A 20,196-nucleotide genomic window follows, 5' to 3' on the forward strand; every position below is an offset into this window, starting at 1 on the left:
CTCAAACAGATGCAGTACCGGCCCACCCTCGCCTACGGATTCCTCGCCACCAGCGGACTGGCACCGCCCTGACCCTGACCCCAAAAGCTCAGTATACCGTCCAGCAACCGCACCGCGGCCACCCCGCCGGCCAGCCGCGGGTTCGGGATGCCGGTCACCCGCACCGGGCCGGTCACCTCGTCCAGGCCGGTGATGTCCCGGCCCCACACCAGCACGGGCAGCGTCGCGAGCCGCCGCGCCGGGGCGGTGTGCAGGACGACCTCGTACCGGTAGCCGGTCAGCTCGTTCGACGCCTGCCCGGCCTTGAGCGTCACCTCGACACCGGTGACGGCCGGGTGGTCGATCGAGGTGAAGAACTCGGGGGCCAGCAGCAGCTCCTTCTCCACCGCCATGGCGTGCTCGACCGCCGCGCGCAGCCCCTCGGTGCCACGGAATTCGTGCACCGCCGCATGGAACACCCGCAGCAGGCCGTAGTGCCGGACGTCGCCGACGATGACCCGGCCGCCGTCGGCGAGCAGGTCCACGACCTGGGCGAGCACGTCGCGCAGGTAGTCAGCGCTCGGGAAGTACTGCACCACCGAATTGATGACGACCGTGTCGAAGTAGCGGCGGGGGAGGCCGGAGACGTCGTGCGCCGGCTGGCAGGACAGCCGCACGTGGTTCCACCCGCGGGCGTCCGCGAAGGCGCGCAGCCGGTCGATCGAGACCTCAGACAGGTCCGTGCCCCAGTATTCGTCGACGGCGTCGGCCAGCGGGGTCATCAGCAGGCCGGAGCCCGAGCCGATCTCCAGCACCCGGCCGCGCCCGAAGCGCCGCACCGCGTCGACCGCGGACCGCTGCCACTCCCGCATCTCCTCGATCGGGATCGGGCCGCCGGTGAACGAGCTGTTCCAGCCGATGAAGTCGTTGCCCGCGTCACCGGAGAAACCGGCGTAGACCTGGTCGTAGATGTCGTTCCACTCGGACAGCTGATCGTCGAAGCCGGCCGGCGCCGCCGCCAGCACCACGTACGCCGCCAGGGAGACCGCCCCAGAGCGGTCTCGGCGGGGCACCACCACGGCTCGGTCGACCGACGGCTGACCCGCGAGGACGCGTTCGACCTCGCCGGGCTCGACCCGGAAGCCGCGGACCTTCACCTGCTCGTCGGAGCGCCCCAGGTACTCCAGTTCGCCGGCGGTGTTCCACCGGACGACGTCGCCGGTCCGGTACATCCGTGACCCCGGCTCGCCGTACGGGTTCGCGACGAACCGCGACGCGGTCAGCCCACTCCGGCGCAGGTAGCCCCGAGCCAGGCCGGCGCCGCCGATGTACAACTCGCCGGGAACGCCGGGAGCCGTCGGCCGGAGCGTCTCGTCCAGCACGTACAGCTCGGCGTCGATGACCGGGCGGCCGATCGGGGCGCGCGCCTCGGCCAGCGGGAAGGTGTGCGAGGCGGCGACCGTGCACTCGGTCGGGCCGTACGCGTTGACGAAGTCCCGCCCCGGCAGCCACAGCCGGACCAGTTCGGGCGGGCAAGATTCGGCGCCGACGCTGAGCATCCGGAACTCGGGAAGCCGTCCGGTAGCCTCCGCCGGAATGGTGCTCAGCGCCGACGGCGGGATGTGCGCGTGGGTGATCCGCTGCTCCGCGAGCGCCTGAGCCAGCTCCTCGCCAGCCAGCCGGTGCTGGCTGGCGATCACCAGCCGGGCCCCGGAGCTGAACGCCCACACCATCTCTAGCACCGAGGCGTCCACACTGGGTGACGACAGCTGCAGCACCCGGTCGTTCGGTCCCGCGGCACATCGCTCCCGCAGAGTCTCGGCGAAGGCCGCAAGGCCGCGGTGGGTCACCACGACGCCCTTGGGCTGCCCGGTCGAGCCGGAGGTGTAGATGACGTACGCCGGGCTGTCGACGTTCGAGGGCCGCACCCGGTCAGCGTCGGCCGGATCGTCCTCCCGGCCGGTACCCCAGTCGTCGATCATGACGAGCTCACAGGGCAGGTCGGCGGGCAGGTTCTCGGCGCCGGCACGGGAGGTCAGCACCAGCCGCGGGTCCGAGTCGATGATCACGTGCCGGTTGCGGCGAGCCGGGAAGACCAGGTCCACCGGCACATACGCGGCGCCCGCCTTGAGCACCCCGAGCAGGGACGCCACCAGGCGCGCGGACCTCGGCATGGCGACGGCGACGAGGTCCTCCGGGCCGATGCCCCGGTCGATCAGCCGGCCCGCGACGTGGTCGGCGTACCGGTTCACCTCGCGGTACGTCCACGCGTCGCTGCCGTCACTCACGGCGATCGCGTCCGGCGTGGCAGCCACCTGCCGGCGAACAGGTCGCCGAAGGTCACCGGCGGGACGTCCCGCTCGTACCGCCGCCACCCGGCCAGCCGGGATTCGTCGCCGGGGGTGGTGACGTCGAGCGTGTCGACCCGGCGGCCCGGATCCGCCACCACCTGGCGGATCACCTGGATCCAGCGCTCGACGACAGCCTCCGCCGTCGCGCGGTCGTAGAGGTCAGCGGCGTACTCCACGGTGCCGCTGATTCCGTCCCTGTGCTCGGTGACGCTCAGCGAGAGGTCGAACCGGGCGGTCCCGGTGGGGATCTGCTCGGCGCGTACCCGCAGGCCGGGCAGGTCGAACGGGACCGAGGTGTTGTTCTGCAGGACCAGGGCGACCTGGAACAGCGACTGGCGGCCGGCGACCCGATGCGGGTTGAGGCTCTCGACCAGCTGCTCGAACGGGATGTCCTGGTGGCCGTACGCCCCGAGGCTGGTGTCCCGCACCTGATGCAGCAATTCGGTGAACCGCGGTGAGCCGGCGGTGTCGGTGCGCAGCACCAGCATGTTGACGAAGAGCCCGACCAGATCGTCGAGGGCGGGCTCCGACCGTCCGGCGACGCCGGCACCGATGGCGACGTCGGTGCCCGCGCCGAGCCGGGTAAGCAGCGCGGCCACGGTGGCCTGCAGGACCATGTAGACGGTGGCGCCGTTGCGGCGGGCGAGCTCCGTGATGCCGGCGTGCAGGTCGGCGTCCATGGTGATCGGGACGACGCCGCCGCGGTAGGTGGCGACGGCCGGGCGAGGCCGGGCGCTCGGCACGGTGATCTCGTGGGGGAGGTCGGCGAGCCGCTCACGCCAGTACCGCAGCTGCTCGTTCAGCGGGCTTGCCGGCTCGTCTTCGCCACCGAGCATCGCGCGCTGCCAGAGCGTGTAATCGGCGTACTGGACCGGGAGCGGTGGCCAGTGCGGTGCGACTCCGTTGAGCCGGGCCGAGTAGGCGGTGACCAGGTCCCGGGCAAGGGGCGCGCCGGACCAGCCGTCGCCGGCGATGTGGTGGATGACCAGCATCAATACGGACTCGTCCGGGCTGACGGTGAGCAGTTCGGCGCGGACCGGGATCTGCCGGGCCAGGTCGAATTCGTGCCGTGCCGACCGGCGCAGTTCCTCATCCAGCTGCGCCGCGCCGACCTGACGGACGGGCAGGGCCGGGCTTACCTCCTCCGGGTCCAGGATGTGCTGGTACGGCTGACCGTCGACCTCGCGGATGAGGGTGCGCAGCGGCTCGTGGCGGCGGATGACGTCGGTGAGGGCCGCGGCCAGCGCGCCGGTGTCGACCTTCCCGGTCAGGTGCAGGGCGAGCGGCATGTTGTACGTCGCCGACGGCCCTTCCAGGCGGTGCAGGAACCAGAGCCGCTGCTGCGCGAAGGAGAGCGGGATCCGCTCGGGCCGAGGCAGGCGGGTCAGCTCCGGGCGGGCCGGGCCGGTCTCCTGCCGTTGCAGGTACGACGCCAGGGCGGCCGGGGTGGACTTCTCGAAGAAGTCCTTCATCCGCACCTCGAGGCCGAGGGTGCCGCGGATCCGGCCGATCAACCTGCCGGCCAGCAGCGAGTGCCCACCGAGGTCGAAGAAGTCGTCGTCGAACCCCACCTGCGGCAGTTCGAGGATCTCCGCGAACACCACCCGGAGCATGTCCTCGAGCGGGCTGCGCGCGGTCCGGTCGAGTCCGGCCGGGGTGTACTCCGGGTCGGGCAGGGCGTCACGGTCGACCTTGCCGTTCGGTGTCAGCGGCAGCCTGTCGAGCAGCACGACGCTGGCCGGGACCAGGTACGACGGCAGCGTGCCGCGCAGGTCGTCGCGCAGTTCCGCCGCGCCGCTGGCGGCGGCGGCCGGTACGACGTAGGCGACGAGCTGTCGTTCACCGCGGGCGTCCGGGCGTACGGTGACGGCCGCGTGCACGACGTCGGCCCGGCGCTGCAGCACCGCCTCGAGTTCGCCGGGCTCCACCCGGGCTCCCCGGATCTTGACCTGGTCGTCGGCGCGGCGCAGGAACTCCAGCTGCCCGTCGGGGCGGATCAGGCCGACATCGCCGGTGCGGTACATCCGCGACCCGGACGGCCCGTACGGATCGGCGAGGAACCGGGACGCGGTCAGGCCCGGCCGGCGCAGATAGCCCCGGGCCACGTTGGCGCCCGCGACGTACAACTCGCCGGCCGTTCCCGGGACGACCTGCGCCAGCGTGTCGTCCAGGACGTAGACGCGGGCGCCGTCGATAGGCCTGCCGATCGGGGCGTCCGGGCCGGTCAGTGGCGCGGTGAGGGTGGCGGCCACGGTGGTCTCGGTCGCGCCGTACCCGTTGATCAGCCGGCGGCCCGCCGACCACCGCCGCACCAGCTCGGGCGGGCACGTCTCCCCGCCGATGTGCACTGTGGTCAGGTCGGGAAGCTGATTCTCGGCGTCCGGCGGGAGCGAGGCCAGCACCGGGACCGGCAGCGTGACGTGCGTGATCCGCTGCTCCCGCAGCACCCGGAGCAGGTCATCGCCGGAGAGCTGGTCGGCCTGGCTGACGACCAGGGTGCCGCCGGTGGCCACCGCGGTGAGCAGCTCCCAGATGGCCACGTCGAAGCCGAGCGATGCCAGTTGCAGCACGCGCGGGGTGTCGCCCGGGGCGTACTGGCCGGTGACCGTGCGGGCGAGGTTGACCATGCTGCCGTGCGTGACGCCGACGCCCTTCGGCGTCCCGGTGGAGCCGGACGTGTAGATGACGTACGCCAGGCTGTCCGAGGTGAGCGGCACCGCCGGAGTGTCTTCCGGTTGCCCGGCCCCGGCGGCGTCGCCGTCGAGGATCAGCCTGGGCGTGGCGTCGGCCAGCAGGTAATTGATGCGCTCGGTCGGCAGGACCGGATCGAGCGGCAGATAGACGGCGCCCGCCTTGAGCGTGCCGAGCAGCGCGGCGACCTGGTCGATGCCGCGGTCGAGGGCGACACCCACCGTCTGCTCCGGCCCGACGCCGCGCCCGATCAGCGACCACGCGATGCGGTTGGCCGCCGAGTTCAGCTCCCGGTACGACCACACGCGGTCGCCGTCGGTGATCACCGGCGCGTCGGGGTGCGCCTCGACCGCCGACTCGTACAACCGGACGATGGTGGCCGCTACGTCAGCAGAGCTCATGCTCACTTCCATCGGTTCGTCGGGGCGCCGGAAAGGTCGGTCAGCGGCGGTCGAGTGGACCGCTGTCGACCACGAGCGGGGTGGTGTCGCGGCCGGCCAGGTGCTCCGCGCGCGGGGCGCCGACCGGGCGCGGCGCGTCCGACACCGGGTTGTAGGTGAGGATCAGCAGGCGGCGGGCGAACGGCGAGATATTGGTGCCGGATCCGTGGACGATCTGCGAGCTGAACAGCAGCACCCCGCCGCGCCCGCCCTTCGGGCTGACCATCTCGTGCTGCTTGACCAGGTCGGCCAGCTCGGCCGGGGTCAGCGAGTACTCGTCCGGGTCGATGTGGCCGGATTCGTGGCCCTCGGTGGACCCTGGGCGTTCCAGCGTTCCCAGCCGGTGCGAGCCACGCAGGAAGATCACAGGGCCGTTGAACTCGGTGACGTCGTCGAGGAAGAGCGCCACGTTCACCTGAGAGGGGGCCGGCATGTTGTCGACGTCCCGCCAGACGATGTAGTCCTGGTGCCACGCCCACCGCTCGCCGCCGAACGCCTGCTTCGAGTTGATCTTCATCTGGTGGACGTAGAGATCCTCCCCGGCGAGCTGCCGGGCCGGGTCGAGCAGCCGCTCGGTGCGCACAAGCCGTTCGAAGACCGGGTGACGGGTGTGCGAGGCGTAGATCGAGCGCAGGGTGGAGCCATCGTTTTCAGTGATCAGATGCGGACCCGGCACCCGCTGGTCCTCGCTCAGTGCGATGCACAGGATCTCGATCTCATCGCCCGAGAACACGTCGTCCAGCAGCACGTACCCGTCGTGGTGGTAGCTCGCGAGCTGTTCCTCTGTGAGTTTCATGGCTCTCTCCGCATGGACTTGGTCGGCAGGATGTGGTGACCGCGATCGCGTGACGTGCGGCGACCGGCGAGGTGCCCGATCAGTGGTGACGGAAGGCGATGCGCAGGGAACGCGGACCGGCGACCCCGGGCGTGTCGTAGTAGTCGACGGGAGCGCCCGTCACCTCGATCCGGCTGAAGCGGTCGAACATCGCCTCGAGGGCGATCCCCAGTTCGAGGCGGGCCAGCGGCGCACCCAGGCAGTAGTGGATCCCGTGGCCGAACCCCAGGTGCTTGCGGGCGTCGCGGTGAATGTCGAACCGGTCGGGGTCGGTGAAGTACTGCTCGTCGCGGTTGCCGGAGATGAACGACAGCGACACGAACTGGCCCGCTGGCAGCTGCTCTGTGCCCACCGTGACCGCGCGGGTGGTGACCCGCATGTTGCTGACGATGACCGGCCGGTATCGCAGGGTCTCCTCGATGAGTCCCGGGATCAGCCCGCGGTCGGCGCGTGCCTCCGCCGCCGCGGCGGGGTGCTCGTCGAGTGTCAGGACGATGTTCGCCAGCAGCAGCGTCGTCGTCACGTGACCGGCGAGCAAGAGGAGGTTGGCGAAGTTGACCACCTCGTCCTCGGTGAGCCGCTGCCCGTCGACCTCGGCCTGGATCAGCCGGCTGATCAGATCGTCCTGCGGCTTCGTCCGGCGGCGCCGGCAGTGGGCCCGGAGATAGTCCAGCAGCTCCTGCTGAGTGTCGGCGACGCGCTTGCGGACCACCTCGTCGGTCAGGTCGCCCTTGTCGAAGGAGAGCAGGCGCCGCGCCCAGTCGCTCAACAGTTCGCGGTCCGCCATCGGCAGGCCGAGCAGCTCGCCGATGACCAGGACGGGCAGCGGGTCGGACAGGTCGGCGACGACGTCCATCTCGCCGCGGTCGGCGACGGCGCCGATCAGCTCGGCCGCGATCGCGGCGATCCGGGGCCGCAGCGCGCCCACCGCGCGAGCCGTGAACGAGCGGCTGACCAGGTCCCGCACGAGGCGGTGCCGGGGCGGGTCCATCGCGGTCAGGTTGCCCGCTGTCAGGGCGTCGTCGCCCCTATCCCCGGGCAGGTACCGCCACAGCTCCGAGGAGAAGGTGGCCGGATCGGCGGTGGCCTGGATGATGTCGCGGTATCGGTAGAGCGTCCACACGCGAGTGAGCGGCTCCCGTTGGACCGGGTGATGCTGTCGCATGTCCCGCAGCCACCGATGCAGCGAGCGTCCCCCGTCCAGCGAGTACGCCGGTGCCTTGCCCATACCGGATTGCCGAAGATCCATACCGCTCACGCCGCCCCGTCGTCGTGTCATCGGAAGGTCTTCGGCAATCTTGCGAGGACGACACGCTCACCGCACCAGGGGCGCACCCTAGGATGACCCCCAGGCCGGTCTCACGCTGACTTTGCGTAGTCCAGGGTTGCCGCGGCGAGCGCGGGCGAAAGCGCACTGCGGGACTCGATGCCGAGCTTGCGGTACGCCTGGGTGAGGTGCCACTCGACGGTTTTCACCGTGACGAACAGCTTCTGCGCGATCTCTTCGTTCTGCATGCCCTCGGCGGCGAGTTCGGCCACCCGCTGCTGCTGGGGAGTCAGCACCGTCCGGGATCGGCGGCCCGTGGTGTCGGCCTCGATCGAGCGCAGCTCATCGATGGCGCGGCGGTTCAGCACGTGCGCCCCGTGGACGCCGCTCGTCTCGGCAGCCATCCGCAGCTGCTCCCGCGCCGCCGCGCTCTTGCCGACGCGGTGCAGCACGATGCCGTACGTCAGCTGGGTCCTGACCTTCTCCAGCTGCCCCGGGAAGTCCTCCATCAGGCCGGCCGCCTCCTCCACCAGGGGCAGAGCCGCCGGTCCCGGGGTCAGCAACCCCAGGGTGCGCAGCGCGGCGGCGAGCGGCGCGGGCGCGCCGCAGGACCGGGCTCCGGCCAGCTCTTCCCGCGCCATGAACAGCGCTTCCTCAGTACGCCCGAGCCGGTGCAACGCGGTGACCGCTGACGACCAGCCGACCCACGCCCCTGGGGTCAGTCCCAGGCCGGCAGCGGCCCGGCGGCCCCGGAGCAGATCGGCGAGGCCCTCCTCGAGCCGGTCCTGGGCGATCCGCAGGTGGCCGCGGGCGCGCAGCAGCGGAATGACCGCGATGGTGTCCGCCCCGCCGTCGTCGATCAGGCCGGGTTCCTCGACCGTCGCGGTAGCCGCGTCCAACGCGCCCTGCGCGATCAGGGTCTCGGCACGAACCGCACCGGCGAACGCCTGCACCATGCGGGTCGGGCGCTGCCCGTCGGTGCCGGAGAGCAGCTGCAGGGCGAGATCGCCGGCCCCGGCGATGTCGCCCAGCTGGTAGTCCACCGCGGCTCGCAGGCACAGGTCGAGCCCGGCGAGCGTGGTGTCGGTCTGGCTCGCCGCGTCCCGCAGAGTCAGTACCGCCTGCCGGGTTTCGGCGAGCCGGTCGAAGTGCGCGAGCGTCACGGCCGCCACCAGGCCGGCACTCCATCCGGTGCTGTCGCCGGCCGGGACCCGGGGCCGGTGGAGCAGATCGCCGGTGAGCCGTCCGATGTGTTCGGCCGGCGTTCCCCGCCAGATCTGGTCCAGCAGCGCCTTCTCCGCGAGGTGCGGCCGTTCGAGCGTGTCCAGCCGCGCCCGTCCCCGGTCCCGGGTGCTCGGGGAGAGCTGCGCGATCCACACCGCCGTCGCCTCCAGCCGCGGGCCGAGGGCCGGATCGCGCACGTCGGCGATCGCTGCTTCCAGGATCGCGATCGCCCGGCCGAACTGGCAGTCGAAGGGTGAGCGTCCGGGCGGCCTCCAGCGCCGTCGCCGCGCGCTCCACCGGGTTCTCGCCCCAGACCGGGCGCAGGTGCCGGGAGGCTCGCCGGTTCCTCGACCGCGGCTCGGCCAGCTCCTTGGCGCCCGCCGCGGGAACCACGGCGGGTGGAACGTTGACCAGCTGCTCGGCGACCGCCTCGGAAGGAGCGCCGGTCTCGGCCAGCGCGCGCGCCGCACGGGCATGCAGGCGGCCGCGCAGGAAGGCCGGGATCCCGGCATACACCGCGGTACGCAGCATGGGTTGCGCGAATCGCAGGGCCGGGCCGTCGGTCATCACCTCGGCGTCGACGAGCGCGGTGACCGCGTCGTCGACCTCCGCCTCGGGGCAGTCCGCGGTCCGCGACACGACCACCGGGTCCTCGGCCACGCCCAGCACCGCGACGGCGCGGGCGACGGCGACCGAGGAACGCGGGAGACTCTGCAAGCGCCGCACCATCTGGCGCATCACCCCGACCGGGGGTCGCCGGGACAGTCCGGACAGCGTCTCCTCGGGCGATCCCGAGCGGCCGGCGGCGGCCTCCGCCAGCACCTCGTGCAGCAGCAACGGGTTGCCCCCGGTGGCGTCGAAGCAGGCTGCGGCGAACTCCGGCGAGCTCGCCGTCCCGAGCATCACGGACACCAGGCGGCGGGTGGCCGCTTCGCTGAGCGGGGCGAGCCGTACCAGCGTCGTCTCCAGCGAGGTGCTCACGCCGCCCAGCCAGTCGGCCGCCGAACCCCGGTCGGCCGGGTCGAGGGCGACGGCGAGCAGCGCCGGGGTGCGTTCGGCGCGAGCACCCAGAAAACTCAGGAACCGCAGCGACGGCACATCCACCCAGCGGGCGTCGTCCACCACGAGGACCAGGCGGCGGTCGCCCGCGAACTCCAGCAGGTCGCTGCGCAGCCGGCCGAGCAGGGCCGCCGAGGCCACGTTCGGTGACTCCTCCACCATTCGAGCGGGGAGGACCGGTTCCAGCAGCTGGGCGACGACTCCGAACGGCACGTCGCCCTCGAACTCGTTCCCCCGGGCGTACAACACACAGAATCCTGCCTCGGCCGCTCGCTGATAGAGCAGTTTCAGGAGACTGGACCGGCCCGTTCCGGCGGATCCCTCCATGGCCAGCACACCACCATGGCCAGTGCGAAGCCGCCGCAATTTCCGCTCGATCAACTGGGTCTCCACATCTCTTTCGAGAAGGGGATGAGGCAGTTCATCAAAAAGATCAAACACCATGCCGAAAGCGCCCCCGAAACGCTATGAAGCGGCACCAGAGCGCCGCTTCCAGGCCACACTGATCGACCATATAGTACACTCGTTGCCCCGGATCGACCACAATGTACAGTTGGCGCCCGGGATCGACCGCATCGTAACCCTCGGTACACGCTCGACTCCTTCGATGCTTCCAGCCCGATACCTGCCATCACACGGTTGCATCCAAAGATCGGTCATCTAGGATGGACTCGGTACAGCCCAGCCCGGATGGGTGCCGGCAGCGTCGCAGGTTGCGCGCCGGAATGGCTCGGAGCGCTACTTATTTCCTTCCTCGCGATTGCACCGGAATACGACCGGACAGCGAATAGAAATTCGAGGACGCCATGCACGGGGACACCGAAGAAGGCGCCGGAGAACATTCGGCAAACAATGTCACTCCGCTGATCAGCACCGATCCGCACGCCGCCTACGAACATCTGCGCGAACAGGCCCCGGCCTGCCCCATCCGGTCCATCGAGGGCTCGCTGATGTGGATCGTCGCGCGACATGACGGCGTCCGTTCCGTACTCGGCGACGCACGTTTCGCGAACAACCCCGCGTCGGTCCCGGGCGGCAAGGCACCCCAGCTGCAGGCCAACGCGATGCGCCGGCTGGGCCTCGACGAGGAGCTCATCCCGTACCTGGCGGACACCCTGCTGGACAGCGACGGCAAGGACCACAACCGGCTGCGCCGCCTGGTGACCCCCGCGTTCTCGGCGCGCAAGGTCAAGGCGCTGGGCCCACGGATCGAGTGCCTCACCGACGACCTGATCGACGCCCTCCCCCAGCACGCCGGCGGCGGGGTGACCGATCTGCTGGAACACTTCGCCTATCCGCTGCCGATCAACGTCATCGGCGAGCTGGTCGGGGTGCCGGCCGCCGACCTGCCGGCGTGGCTGCGCTGGACCAACGACCTCTCGTTCAATCAGCAGGCCCTGGGCCAGACGCTGCGGCCGCTCGTCGACTACACCTACGACCTGGTCCGGCACCGCTATGACGAGCCCGGCGAGGACCTGATCAGCGAGCTGATCCAAGCCCGGGACGCCGACGGCGACCGCCTCTCCGAGCGGGAGCTGGTCACCATGGTGCTCAGCCTCGTCATCGCGGGCCACGACACCACGGCCAACTTCATCGCCAACAGCATCTGGGCGCTGCTGACCCACCCGGAGCAGCTCGCACTGCTGCGCGCCGACCCCGGCCTGATGCCGCAGGCCGTGCAGGAGCTGCTTCGCTGGTGCGGGCCGGTGCTGGTGTCCCGGATGCGGTACGCCACCGAGGACGTCGACCTCGGCTGGGGCACGTTCCAGGCCGGTGACGCCGTCACCGTGGCGCTCAGCGGCGGCAACCACGACCCTCGCCGGTTCACCGATCCCGGCCGGCTGGACATCACCCGGCAGCACGACACCCGGGGCGAGGTACACCTCTCGTTCGGCGCTGGCCCGCACTACTGCCTCGGCGCGGCGCTGGCCCGCCACGAAGCCGAGATCGCGCTGAGCCGCCTGCTGGCCCGGCACCCCGACCTGGCCTTGGCCGTGCCCGCCGAGCAGCTGCAATGGCACGCAGTATCCGGCATGCGCAAGCTCGCCACGCTGCCGGTCAGACTCTGACGGCAGGCTGGCGGCGGCCGTAGCCGTGGCGTGCTCCCGACCACGCCGCGGCTACGGCCGGCTCCGTCAACCGGCGCTGATCAGCCGAGGCCGTCGGAGACCGGGCGCTCGGGGTCCTTGCCCAACTTCCGCCAGCGTTCGTGTTCGATCTCGTCTACATGCCGCAGCGCCCAGCCGTCGAGGTCGCGGGCGTAGACCTCCGGGGCGTACGCCGCCTGCGGCACAGCCAGCCGCGGCAGGTCCTCGCCGGGTTCCTCCCGCATCGGCTGGGCGAGCCCGGCGTGCCAGCGCTGCTCGTCGGGAAGCCAGCGCTCGGTGACCGACTCGGTGCGGATGCCGACCAGGACGGCGATCTCCGACCAGCTGGCGCCCTGTTCGCGGGCGTTCAGCACGGCCGCGGTCACGAGCTTGTCAACCTGTGAACGAACGCGCAGGGCCTCCATCAGCAGGTCGCCCGGCGAGCGCTGACCGTCGTCGAGTGTCGGGACGAGCCGCACAGCGTCGTCGACCACATCTCGCGCCCGGTCGGACAGGATGAGCCGGGCCAGGGCGGCCGGTGTGTACTCGGGCACGGCTCGATGCTACCCGCCGAGACGGTCCGAAGTGGTCCGAGCGCAGTCGGCGACCACCTCCCGGCAGACCTCGGCCGGACTGTCGTGCAGGAAGAAGTGGTTGCCGGCGAAGACCCGCATCGTAGCCTGCGGGGCGAACTCCCGCCAGCCGGCCAGCACCTCGACCGGCACCGAGGCGTCCGACGCGCCGCCGTAGACCGAGACCGGCGACGACAGCGGCCTGTCGTAGGCGGGTTCGTAGCGCTCGATGAGGTCCAGGTCGATGCGGAGCTGGGCGACCAGCTGCGGCCCGAACTCCGGGTGGGTGATGATCTCCTCCGGCGTGCCGCCGAGCCGACGTACGTACTCCGCCATTCCCGCGTCGGAGGCGGTGAGCACGCGGGGCGGGAACCCGCGCGGGTAGCCGGGCGGCGCCGCGGCGCAGAGCACGACCAGCTCCGGGGCCGAGCCGGTGATCCGCCGCGCGGTCTCCGCGGCGATCAGGGCCCCGAGGCTGTGTCCCAGCAGCACCCAGGGTTTCGGGAGGTCCCGTACCTCGGTGGCGAGCGCGTCGGCCCGATGCTCGATGCTGGACCGGCCGGCTTCGTCCTCCCAGTGCACGGCCCGGACGGCCAGGCCCGCCGCCGCGGCGACCCGGACCCATCCCCGGAACGCCACCACGCTGCCACCTGCGTGCGGCACGCAGACCAGTGTGCGGGCCGCCGAGCCGCCCCCGAGGGTTACCAGGGTCGCCGTCACGACCGGTCTCCGTACACTTCGAAGAGCTCCGTTCCGTACAGGCTCGGATCCTGCCGGGTCTCCGTCGACAGGCCCGCCGCGTGCAGCAGGCCGCAGAACTCGGCGAGGCGTCCCTGTTCGTCGTGCACCTCGGCGACGACGGCATCGATCCGGGCCCAGTCGGCCGCTTCGACCCCGCGCAGGACGTCCAGTTCGGCTCGCTCCACGTCGACCTTCAGCAGCGCGACCCGCTCGACGCCGTGCCGGCGGAGCAGGCCGGAGACCGTGGTGACCGGGACCTCGATGGTCTGGCCCTCGTGCAGACCCTCGATGAGCAGGTCGATCTGCTCATCGTCCATACCGCCGTTGCGCATGAAGGTCCGGGTGAGGGCGTCGTCCGCCTGCCGGTCCGCATACAGCCCGGAGTTGCCGGGCGCGTCCGGGTAGTAGGTCAGCTGCTGCGTGCCGGCGGTGGCGGCGACCGCGGTGCGCACCGCCACACCGCCGGGGACGTGCTGCTCGAGATTGCCCCGCAAGCACTCGAACGTGTCGGGCACCGGTTCGGCCGCGATGATCCGTATGCCCGGATTCTCGGCGGCGAGGGCGACCGACACCAGCCCGACGTTGGCGCCGATGTCGAGCACCACGCCGCCCGGCCGCAGCTGCCGCACGCCACGCCGGTAGAAGCCGTCGCTGCTGATCTCACGCCACATCAGCAGGGCCTCGGCCGGGCGGGTGCACCACACCTGACGGCCGTCGGGCAGCCGCAGCCGACGGGGAACGATGGTGCGCGAGCCGGTCATGGTCATCGCTCCGATCCGGCCGTCAGCCGCACGGGTACCGAGTCGTAACCCCAGATCAGGATCGATCGCGTACGCCGGGGTGGGCCGGTGAGTTCGGCGCTGCCCACCCGCCGCAGCAGCCGGTCGAAGAGCACCGTGAGCTCCGACGTGGCCAGTGCGGACCCGAGGCAGTAGTGCGCGCCGGTCGAGAAGGTGACGTGCGGGTTGGGGCTCCGGGTGATGTCGAAGCGATCGGGATCGGCGAACACCTGGGGGTCGCGGTTGCCGGCCGACAGCCACAGGGCGACCGGATCCCCCGGTTTCAGCGCATACGCCCCGATCCGGGTCGGCGCGACCGCGGTCCGCAGAACGTGCATCGCCGGGCTGGTGTATCGGAGAATCTCCTGCACCGCGCCTGGCAAGAGCCCGGGGTCGTCGCGCAATCTCGCCCACTGTTCCGGGTTGTCGAGCAGCGCCAGGAACCCGCCGATCGTGGCGTGCCGAGTCGTCTCGTTGCCGCCGGAGATCAGGCCGTCGCAGTTGAGGAAGATCTCCTCGTCGGTCAGCCCGGTACCGTCGACGACGCCGTTGACCAGCGCGGTCACCACGTCCTCGCGCGGTTCGCGCCGACGACGGCGGATCAGGTCCTCGTAGTACGACAGGATGTCGGCGTGCGCCTCGGCCATCGCGAGCTCGTCGGCCTCGCCCGACCCGAATGCCACCATGGTCCGGTCCAGCATGAAGTCCCAGTCCTCCGGCGGCACACCGAGCATGTCGCAGATGACCGAGAGCGGCAGCCGCGCGGCCACGTCGGTGAAGTCGCACTCGCCTTCCTCGATCGCCCGGTCGACGATGCCGGCGGCCGTGACCCGCATGTTCTCTTCGAGGCGGGCCACCATGCGCGGTGTGAAGACCGAGTTGACGATGCGCCGGATCTTGCCGTGCCGCGGCGGATCCGTGATGATCAGCATCTTGCCGGCCGCGAGCGAGGTGGCGGCAGGGTTCTGGTCGAGCCGCATCCCCAGCTCGGAGGAGAACCCCTTCGAGTCCTTCAGCACCCGCCAGATCAGCGCGTGCGAGATGACGGCGTGGAACCGCTGGCCCTCGAAAGTGCCCTCGTGAACGGGCGCCGCCGCGTGCATCCGCCGCCACAGATCTTCCGGATTTCCTTGCCGGTACAGCTCCGGATCGCAGAGTTCGCTGGCGTACAACGTGAGGGCGGGCTCGCCATGAGGCATACGACTTGATCTCCCGAACCGAAGGGGTGACCTCATGATGTCTCCGGCAATCCGCCGGCACACCCCCAGAGTTCGCCACCATGGACGCCGCGATTCCCTGGGGTGAACCCGGGTCAGCCCCGGGTCCCGGTGTTTCGAGTGACCCGGCCCCGGATGACAGACTGACGCCATGCACGTCGGGATGCTCGGCCCTCTGCTGGTGACCGCCGGCGGAACCGAGGTGCGGATAGGTGGCGCCCGGCTGCGCACCCTCCTGATCCGGCTGGCGCTGGAACCCGGGCGGCCCGTGCCGACCGACTCGCTGACCCGGTCACTGTGGCCGGAGGACCGGCTCACCGACACCTCGCACGCGCTGCATGCACTCGTCTCACGGCTGCGCAGGTCACTGCCGGAGCCCGCCGTGGTGGAGGGCACCCCGGGCGGGTACCGGCTGCGGCTGCCCCCGGCCTCGGTCGACGTCACGCACTTCGAACAGCTGCGAGAGGAGGGCCAGCGCCGGCTCCGCGAGGGCGACCCGGCGCACGCCGGCCGGCTGCTCCGGGAAGCGCTCGCCCTGTGGCGCGGCGAGCCGCTCGCCGACGTGCGGGACCTGCCGTTCGCGGCGCAGGAAGTCAACCGGCTCACCGAGCTGCGGCTCACCGCGCTGGAGGACCGCGTCGCCGCCGACCTGGCGTGCGGCGCCGACGACCTGGTCGCGGAACTCCAGGGGCTGACGGCGAGCTACCCGTCCCGGGAGCGGCTGCATGCGCTGCTGGTCCGCGCCCTGCACGCGGAGGGCCGCCAGTCGGAGGCGCTGCGCACCTACGCCGACTGTCGGCGCTTCCTCGCTGATCAGCTCGGCAGCGACCCGGGGCCCGAACTGCGCGCCGCTCACCTGGCGGTGCTGCGGGACGACCGCGGCACCGAGCGGTCCCGGGGCAACCTGGGTGCGCCGCTGACGTCGTTCGTCGGCCGGGCCGCGGAACGCCGCCGGATCCACGAGCAGCTGCGCGAGCAGCGCCTGGTGACGCTGGTCGGCACCGGCGGCGTGGGCAAGACCCGGCTGGCGACCACCCTGGCCGCCGAACTGGCCGACCGGGCCCCGGACGGCGTCTGGCTGATCTCGCTGGCCACGGCGACCGCCGCCACCGACGTGCCGCAGACGATGCTCCACACCCTGGGGGTACGTCCCGCCGACCGGTCCGCCGACCCGGTACGCGCACTGGTCACCGCGCTGGCGCCGACCGAGACCGTGCTCATCGTGGACAACTGCGAGCATGTCATCGAAGCAGCGGCCCGGGTCATCGAGCAACTTCTGGTGGGCTGCCCGCGGCTGCGGATCGTGGCGACCAGCCGGGAACCGCTGATGATTCCGGGCGAGGCCCTGAGCCCGGTGCCGCCGCTTCCGGTGCCGCCATCGGGGACGCCGCTGCCCCAGGCGCTGGAATTCCCCGCGGTGCGGCTGCTCGTCGAGCGCGCCCGCGCGGCACGCCCCGCTCTCGTCGTGACCGAGAACAACATCGGGCACATCGTGGAGACCTGCCGCCGGCTGGACGGCCTGCCGCTGGCCATCGAGCTGGCCGCCGCCCGGCTGCGGTCCATGTCGATCGAGCACCTGGCCGCCCGCCTGGACGACCGGTTCCGCCTGCTCACCGGTGGCAGTCGGACCGCGCTGTCCCGTCACCAGACCCTGCACGCCGCGGTGACCTGGAGCTGGGACCTGCTGAGCGAGCCGGAGCGGCGGGCGCTCCGCAGCGTGGGGGTCTTCTCGGGCTCCTTCGACGCCGCGGCGGCCGAGTCGCTCGGGGTGGAGCCGGAACTCCTCGACGCCCTCTTCGACCGGTCGCTCATCGCCCTGATCGACGGCCCCGAACCCCGCTATGCCGTGCTGGAGACGATTCGGGAGTACGCCCTGCAGCGCCTGGCCGAAGCCGGCGAGGTGCTCCGGATGCGACACGACCACGCGGCACACTTCCTGGCGTTGGCCGAGCAGGCGGCGCCACACCTGCGCGGCACGCAACAGCACCCCTGGATGCTGCGGCTCGACGCGGAGAGCGGCAATCTGCTGGCGGCCCTGCGCTTCGCGACCGACTTCGGCGACGCGGACACCGCGGTCCGGATGGCTGCCGCCCTCTGGTACGCCTGGGTGATCAACAGCGAGCACACCGAGGCGGCCGAGCGGCTGCGCCGAGCCCTGGCGATGCCCGGCCCGGTGCGGGCACACGCACGCCGTACTGCTGCGATCGGCCTGCTCTTCAGCAGCGTCCTCGGCGGCGACCGGGAAGCGATGCGGGAGGCCCGGCGCCGGGTGCTCGACGACGGCACGCTGCCGCCGACGGATCCCCTGGCCGCGGCGCTGCTGGCGGTGACCTCCGACGACCCCGCCCCGGTGTTCGTCGCCGACGGGCCGGAGACCGACCCGTGGGAGCGGGGCCTGCTCTGGTGGATCAGGTCGTTCCTCAGCGCGAGGCGAGGTGAAGCCGCCACGCTGTGCGACGCCCTCACCCGCGCCGAGGACGGATTCCGCCGGGCAGGGGACCGCTGGGCGCTCGCCATGTGCCTGCTGAGCACGAGCGACGCCCGGCTGACGGTCGGCGATCTGGACGCCAGCCTGCGCGCTCTGGAGGAGTCGACGGAACTGGCGCACGGCTTGGGCACCAACGACCAGCAGCGACTCTGGCTGGCGGTCGTCCGCCTGCGCAGCGCCGACGTCCGCGGGGCCCGCGCCGAGCTGCTGAGCATCGTGGAGCAGGCGCCGGCCGGCCGTTACGCGTCCACCGCCCGGATCTTCCTGGCCGACCTGTGCCGCCAGGAGGGCGACCTGGACGCCGCCGCTCGCCAGCTGGAGCACGCCGCCAACGACCGCGGGGCCCAGCAGGACCGGGTCTTCCGGTCGCTGTACCGGTTGTCGGCCGGCCACCTGGCCGTGGCCCGCGGCGACCTGCGCGGCGCGGCGCGGGACCTGCGCGAGGGCCTGGACCTGATCGCGGCGATGCCGCACGTCCCGATGGGTGCCACGGTCGGTGCCGGCGTCGCGGCCCTGCTGTTGCGTGCCGGTTCGCCGGCGTCGGCGGCCCAGGTGCTCGGTGCCGGCCGCGCGCTGACCGGTGCGGCCGACGCCGACGTCCTGCGCCTCGAGGAGGAGCTCGGCGAACAGCTGGGCACGAGCGGGTATACGGACGCCTGCCATCTGGAACCCCCCGCCGCCCTGGCCCTCATCCAGCAGAGTCTCGCCGCCTTCACTCCCGACGCTGGTAGGCGAGCACGGCCAACGGGCAGAAGATCACGAGCAGGACAGCCGACCAGATCAAGGTCTGGGTGACCGTGTCGCCGACAGCACCGCCGTTGAGCAGCGCACGGCAGGCGTCCATGGCGTGCGTGACCGGGTTGACGTTCGCCCAAGCCCGCAGCCACCCCGGCAGCGTGTCGACCGGTGCCGACAGGCTCGTCCCGAGAACCAGCGGCAGGAAGGCGACGAACGAGAACGCGAGCACCGCGCCCTCGTCCCGGACGAGAACGCCGAGGAACACCGTGACCCAGCTGAGGCAGAACCCGAAAACGACGGCCAGCATCACGGCGGCGAGCGTCGACAGCGGGTCGCTCTGCACCCGGAAGCCGAGCGCGTACCCGATGCCAAACAGAATGACCACCGCGACCACGTACCGGACGACGTCGGCGGCGACGGAACCGAGCAGCGGCGCCGCGCGGTCGATGGGCAGGCTCCGGAAGCGGTCGAAGATGCCCTTCTTGACGTCGATGTTGAGGTTCAGCCCGGTGGCCAGCATCCCGGAGAGGCTGGTGGTCATCACCAGGATCCCGGGGAAGAGGTACTGCAGGTAGCTGTCGGTGGACCCGGACACCGCACCGCCGAACAAGTAGAGGAACAGCACCAGGAAGATCACCGGGGTCATCACCCCGTTGATCAGGTAGCCGGGGCTGCGCTTGGTCTTGACCAGGCTTCGCTTGGCCAGGACGGCGCTGTGCCGCACCAGCCCGAGCGGCCTCGACCGGGACGTCTCGGCAGTCGTGGTCATCGCCGCGCCTCCTTGGATCGGCCGGTCAGTGCGAAAAAGGCCTCGTCCAGGCTGGGCAGACGGAGCGAGAACTCGGCCAGCCGAATGTCCGCGGCAGCCAGGCGCTGAATCACCTCGGGCAGCACGCGGTCGTCGTCCACCGGCACGGTGACCACGCCGCGGTCGACCGGTTCGGCGCGCCGACCGGCAACCTGCTCCAGCACGTCGACGGCCACATCCGTCTGCTGCGGGTCGACCGGCCGTACGACGATCGCCTGCCCGCCCACGATCTGTTTCAGATCGGCGGGCGTCCCGTCGGCGATCGCCCGGCCCTCGTCGATCACACAGATGTGGTCCGCCAGCGCGTCCGCTTCCTCCAGGTACTGCGTGGTCAGCAGCACGGTCACCCCCTCGGCCGTCATCGTTCGCACCAGCCGCCACAGGTCTTCGCGCCGGCCCGGGTCCAGCCCGGTGGTGGGCTCGTCGAGGAAGACGATCTGCGGCCGACCGACCAGGCTCACCGCGAGGTCAAGGCGACGTCGCATGCCGCCGGACAGCACCGAGGCCCGCTGCTTTCCCGCCTCCTGCAGATCGAACTGCCGCAAGAGCTCGTCGGCGCGGGACCCCGCCTCCGCCTTGCGCATGTCCAGCAACTGTCCGACCATCACGAGGTTCTCGAACGCGGTCAGTTCCTCATCGACGGTGGCGTACTGCCCGGTCAGACCGATCAGACGCCGCACCCGGGACGGATGGGTCACGACATCGAACCCACCGACGACGGCGCGGCCCTCGTCCGGCCGCATCAGAGTCGCCAGGATGCGGATGGCGGTGGTCTTGCCGGCGCCGTTGGGCCCGAGCACGCCCAGCACCGTCCCGGCCGTCGCCGCGAGGTCGAGGCCGCTGAGCGCGGTCTTCTTGCCGAAGCGTTTGACCAGGCCCTCGGCCTGGAATGCGAAGTCCATGAGCGGAGGCTGCCACCG

At 71.5% G+C, this 20,196-nt stretch carries 13 protein-coding genes and 1 pseudogene; 2 read left to right on the plus strand and 12 right to left on the minus strand.

The annotated features are described in order from the left end of the window. Nucleotides 1–32: 32 nt before the first annotated feature. The 6 genes and pseudogenes from CLV70_RS36990 to CLV70_RS42175 all read right to left on the minus strand — a co-directional run. The gene (locus CLV70_RS36990) at nucleotides 33–2,267 is read right to left on the minus strand and encodes an amino acid adenylation domain-containing protein (RefSeq protein ID WP_146164311.1); all 2,235 of its coding nucleotides are present in this window, start codon (nucleotides 2,265–2,267) and stop codon (nucleotides 33–35) included. Continuing rightward, nucleotides 2,264–5,422, minus strand: a complete 3,159-nt coding sequence (locus CLV70_RS36995; protein ID WP_158277920.1) for a non-ribosomal peptide synthetase — start codon at nucleotides 5,420–5,422, stop codon at nucleotides 2,264–2,266. Before CLV70_RS36995 ends, CLV70_RS36990 begins: the two co-directional genes overlap by 4 nt. 40 nt (nucleotides 5,423–5,462) lie before the next feature. Continuing rightward, nucleotides 5,463–6,257 (minus strand): phytanoyl-CoA dioxygenase family protein, encoded by a 795-nt coding sequence (locus CLV70_RS37000; RefSeq protein ID WP_106131286.1) that lies wholly within the window; start codon nucleotides 6,255–6,257, stop codon nucleotides 5,463–5,465. 79 nt (nucleotides 6,258–6,336) lie between these two features. Beyond that, complete coding sequence (locus CLV70_RS37005) at nucleotides 6,337–7,545, minus strand: cytochrome P450 (protein WP_158277921.1); 1,209 nt, start codon at nucleotides 7,543–7,545, stop codon at nucleotides 6,337–6,339. Between the two features lie 110 nt (nucleotides 7,546–7,655). Next, a complete protein-coding gene (locus tag CLV70_RS37010; RefSeq protein ID WP_106131288.1) occupies nucleotides 7,656–8,984 on the minus strand; it encodes a helix-turn-helix transcriptional regulator in 1,329 nt (442 codons plus the stop codon). Between the two features lie 898 nt (nucleotides 8,985–9,882). Then, nucleotides 9,883–10,290 (minus strand): annotated as a pseudogene (locus tag CLV70_RS42175) (AAA family ATPase); the annotation flags it as partial. Between the two features lie 362 nt (nucleotides 10,291–10,652). Between CLV70_RS42175 and CLV70_RS37020 the strand changes: the two are divergent. Further along, nucleotides 10,653–11,915 carry a cytochrome P450 family protein gene (locus CLV70_RS37020; protein WP_106131289.1) on the plus strand — a complete coding sequence of 421 codons (1,263 nt, stop codon included), beginning with the start codon at nucleotides 10,653–10,655 and terminating at the stop codon, nucleotides 11,913–11,915. Nucleotides 11,916–11,995: 80 nt separating this feature from the next. On the opposite strand, the gene CLV70_RS37025 is transcribed toward CLV70_RS37020, so the two are convergent. From CLV70_RS37025 to CLV70_RS37040, 4 genes are read right to left on the minus strand one after another with little or no spacing between them, the layout of a single operon-like run. After that, complete coding sequence (locus tag CLV70_RS37025) at nucleotides 11,996–12,487, minus strand: hypothetical protein (RefSeq protein ID WP_106131290.1); 492 nt, start codon at nucleotides 12,485–12,487, stop codon at nucleotides 11,996–11,998. Nucleotides 12,488–12,496: 9 nt separating this feature from the next. After that, a complete protein-coding gene (locus CLV70_RS37030; RefSeq protein ID WP_158277922.1) occupies nucleotides 12,497–13,225 on the minus strand; it encodes a thioesterase II family protein in 729 nt (242 codons plus the stop codon). After that, the gene (locus CLV70_RS37035) at nucleotides 13,222–14,007 is read right to left on the minus strand and encodes an FkbM family methyltransferase (RefSeq protein WP_245908755.1); all 786 of its coding nucleotides are present in this window, start codon (nucleotides 14,005–14,007) and stop codon (nucleotides 13,222–13,224) included. Before CLV70_RS37035 ends, CLV70_RS37030 begins: the two co-directional genes overlap by 4 nt. Before the next feature lie 2 nt (nucleotides 14,008–14,009). Further along, on the minus strand, nucleotides 14,010–15,260 hold the full coding sequence (locus CLV70_RS37040) for a cytochrome P450 (RefSeq protein ID WP_245908757.1): 1,251 nt from the start codon (nucleotides 15,258–15,260) through the stop codon (nucleotides 14,010–14,012). A 133-nt stretch (nucleotides 15,261–15,393) separates the two neighbouring features. On the opposite strand from CLV70_RS37040, the gene CLV70_RS37045 reads away from it, so the two are divergent. Continuing rightward, complete coding sequence (locus CLV70_RS37045; protein ID WP_106131294.1) at nucleotides 15,394–18,525, plus strand: ATP-binding protein; 3,132 nt, start codon at nucleotides 15,394–15,396, stop codon at nucleotides 18,523–18,525. Here the strand turns inward: CLV70_RS37045 and CLV70_RS37050 are convergent. Both CLV70_RS37050 and CLV70_RS37055 read right to left on the minus strand, forming a co-directional pair. Further along, complete coding sequence (locus CLV70_RS37050) at nucleotides 18,443–19,237, minus strand: ABC transporter permease (protein ID WP_106131295.1); 795 nt, start codon at nucleotides 19,235–19,237, stop codon at nucleotides 18,443–18,445. The two genes, CLV70_RS37045 and CLV70_RS37050, sit on opposite strands and share 83 nt — an antisense overlap. Beyond that, nucleotides 19,234–20,178 carry an ATP-binding cassette domain-containing protein gene (locus CLV70_RS37055; protein ID WP_106131296.1) on the minus strand — a complete coding sequence of 315 codons (945 nt, stop codon included), beginning with the start codon at nucleotides 20,176–20,178 and terminating at the stop codon, nucleotides 19,234–19,236. Before CLV70_RS37055 ends, CLV70_RS37050 begins: the two co-directional genes overlap by 4 nt. Nucleotides 20,179–20,196: the final 18 nt, after the last annotated feature.

This window comes from Pseudosporangium ferrugineum (assembly GCF_003002065.1).
GTDB classification, from domain to species: Bacteria; Actinomycetota; Actinomycetes; order Mycobacteriales; family Micromonosporaceae; genus Actinoplanes; species Actinoplanes ferrugineus_A.